The sequence below is a fragment of the Aeromonas sp. HMWF016 genome (assembly GCF_963878195.1).
Taxonomy (GTDB): Bacteria; Pseudomonadota; Gammaproteobacteria; order Enterobacterales; family Aeromonadaceae; genus Aeromonas; species Aeromonas lacus.
This window is the reverse complement of sequence record NZ_CAWNWX010000021.1, coordinates 1-2,156: the sequence shown is the minus strand read 5'-3', so window position 1 is coordinate 2,156 and position 2,156 is coordinate 1. Positions and strand designations below refer to the sequence as shown.

General features: G+C 42.3%; 1 protein-coding gene and 1 pseudogene. One reads left to right on the top strand and one right to left on the bottom strand.

Going from position 1 to position 2,156, the window contains the following annotated elements; genetic code table 11:
• Positions 1-330: 330 nt before the first annotated feature.
• Positions 331-1,241, top strand: a pseudogene (locus AACS24_RS02445) (IS5 family transposase); the annotation flags it as partial.
• A 263-nt stretch (positions 1,242-1,504) separates the two neighbouring features.
• On the opposite strand, the gene AACS24_RS02440 reads toward AACS24_RS02445, so the two are convergent.
• Positions 1,505-1,861 (bottom strand): SH3 domain-containing protein, encoded by a 357-nt coding sequence (locus tag AACS24_RS02440; protein WP_108572257.1) that lies wholly within the window; start codon positions 1,859-1,861, stop codon positions 1,505-1,507.
• Positions 1,862-2,156 lie beyond the last annotated feature (295 nt).

Below are 2,156 nucleotides of genomic sequence, written 5' to 3'. Positions count from 1 at the left end.
ATTGCACCTTACACAGACCACCTTAACAGGCTTCATTCAAGCCTCAAGTAAATTAATGTAAACCCTGCATTTATTTTTATTTATAAAGATAAATACATCTCACATTAAATAAAAAAACACCCTCTGGTTGGACTGAGGGTTTTCGCTAGAGTTTTAAACGAACAACCATCAAAAATTTACTTTCAACGCATTTAGAATGCGTTGAATATGACTTTATCAAGTTTTATTTTCAGAAATTTCGGAGCGTTGTTTCCTAAATCAATTCAGTCTCAATGGAACTAACTGAGGAGGAGGTGATCTGATCACCATCATTCCCTTCAAGTCGACATCGTGGACAAGTCACTTCATCACATCACTAACCGGCCTCAATACACCAAGTTTTTGATTAACCGTGGTTCACTTACCTTTTGGATTGATACTGAGGCCATGGATGACAGGTTCCTCCATGACCATCACGGATGACAAGGCAGTAGCCAGCTATACATAGACCAGACTCTCTGCACCTTCTTGATGCTCAATGGAATATTCAGTCTCACTCTGTAGGCAATTCAGGGGCAACTCAAATCCGTCTTCAAATTGATGAATGTGCAGCTGTGTGCGCCGAACTATAGCAGTGTCCGCAAGCGTGCTCGATCGGTAAAAGTGGCCTATCGACAACCCGCAAAGGGCTGCATCACCGGCCTGGTCATCTACTTGACCGGCCTGAAGATATTTGGTGGAGGCGAGTGGAAAGTCAGAAAACACGGTGCCGAGAAGCGGCGAATATAATGCAAGTTGCATCTGGCGGTAGAGCCGGTGATCCACCGATATTGTGGCTGCGGAAGTTTCGCTGGAAAATATCAGTGATGCCGAGGTGCTGTCCACCTTGCTCACCCTTCTTCGGTGAAAGCTGGGGAGTATTTATGCAGACGTTGCCTGTGGCCACTTAAATAGCCTCATTTGAAAATGTACAAAGGGGATGCTATCTGTATGTATCATGGCTAGCAAGAATGCGTGACTATGGAAAATGGACACCCAAGAAATGAGGCCGTTCTGGTTATGCGCAAAGAAGGGCTGGCGCACTGGAAAAAGATATTGGGGTATCGCCATCGTTCTGAGGCAAAGACGGAGTTGTATCGGTTCAGGCAGTTGCTGACGGGAAAATCTGTCTGCGTAACTATAACTGCCAAGTGGGAGAGGTCATGGCATATACAGGCACCATAAACAAGCTAAATGCCCTAGGTCTACCTGTCAGAAAGCCGCCGAGTGTAGCGGTTAGCAGGGGCTTAGGAAGTTATGACTTAATGGCTGATTTGGGCAACAACACCGCATCAACCCAGAACTTGAAAGACTCATGGATAATCAGAGTTGAATGTATTGAGGCTAGTTGGTAATCAGGTGAAGAAGCTGGCCCAGGATACATGTTTGAAGGAGACGAAACTGATCATTATTTCATCACCTCCTAAGTAGTTTCCATTCAAGCTGTATTGGTTTGATAAATAGTACCAATTCTAAAACATATAGACTAATCTATTTGTTCCAGAATTCTAAGCGGAACCCACCCAATGCTATTATCCGAAAGCCGCCTACACCAAGCCCAACCATTCAGTAGTTTTATCGCCTGATATTCATCACCTTCATCAACATCGAGTTCTTTCGCAGAATAGTCATCTTTCGCTGTACCATAACCAAGCCTAGCACCTCGTTCAATAAGTTGTTCGGGCACCCACCCCCCAGAATGGTTTGGTACTGTACAAAAAATCCAATTATCCCAACCCTCATCACCTTCATACTTATCCCCTGTAACAAGTTCAGCGCCTCTAGAAAACGTGATAGGGTCTGGGTATTCACTTCGGTGTTGTTTTTTTGCTATAAAATTCATATTTTCACCACAAAAATCATTTATGAAGCTTATCGTATAATCACACCTGTTTTTCCTTTATGGAAAAATAGGTACACCCTACGCTTTCATCTTAGATTTAGTAAGCCAGATGATATTACCCCCAATAGATGAAAATGTAAGCACAAGACGTGAAATTTTAGTAAAAAAAATAATAAGATACAACTAAAAATCAGATAACTTTTTATAAAATAGTGATTTACTTCCTTTAATTAACATATGACTCAATGAGGGTGCGAGATTATATCACTAGAAATAGTTAGCATGATGAGCGACC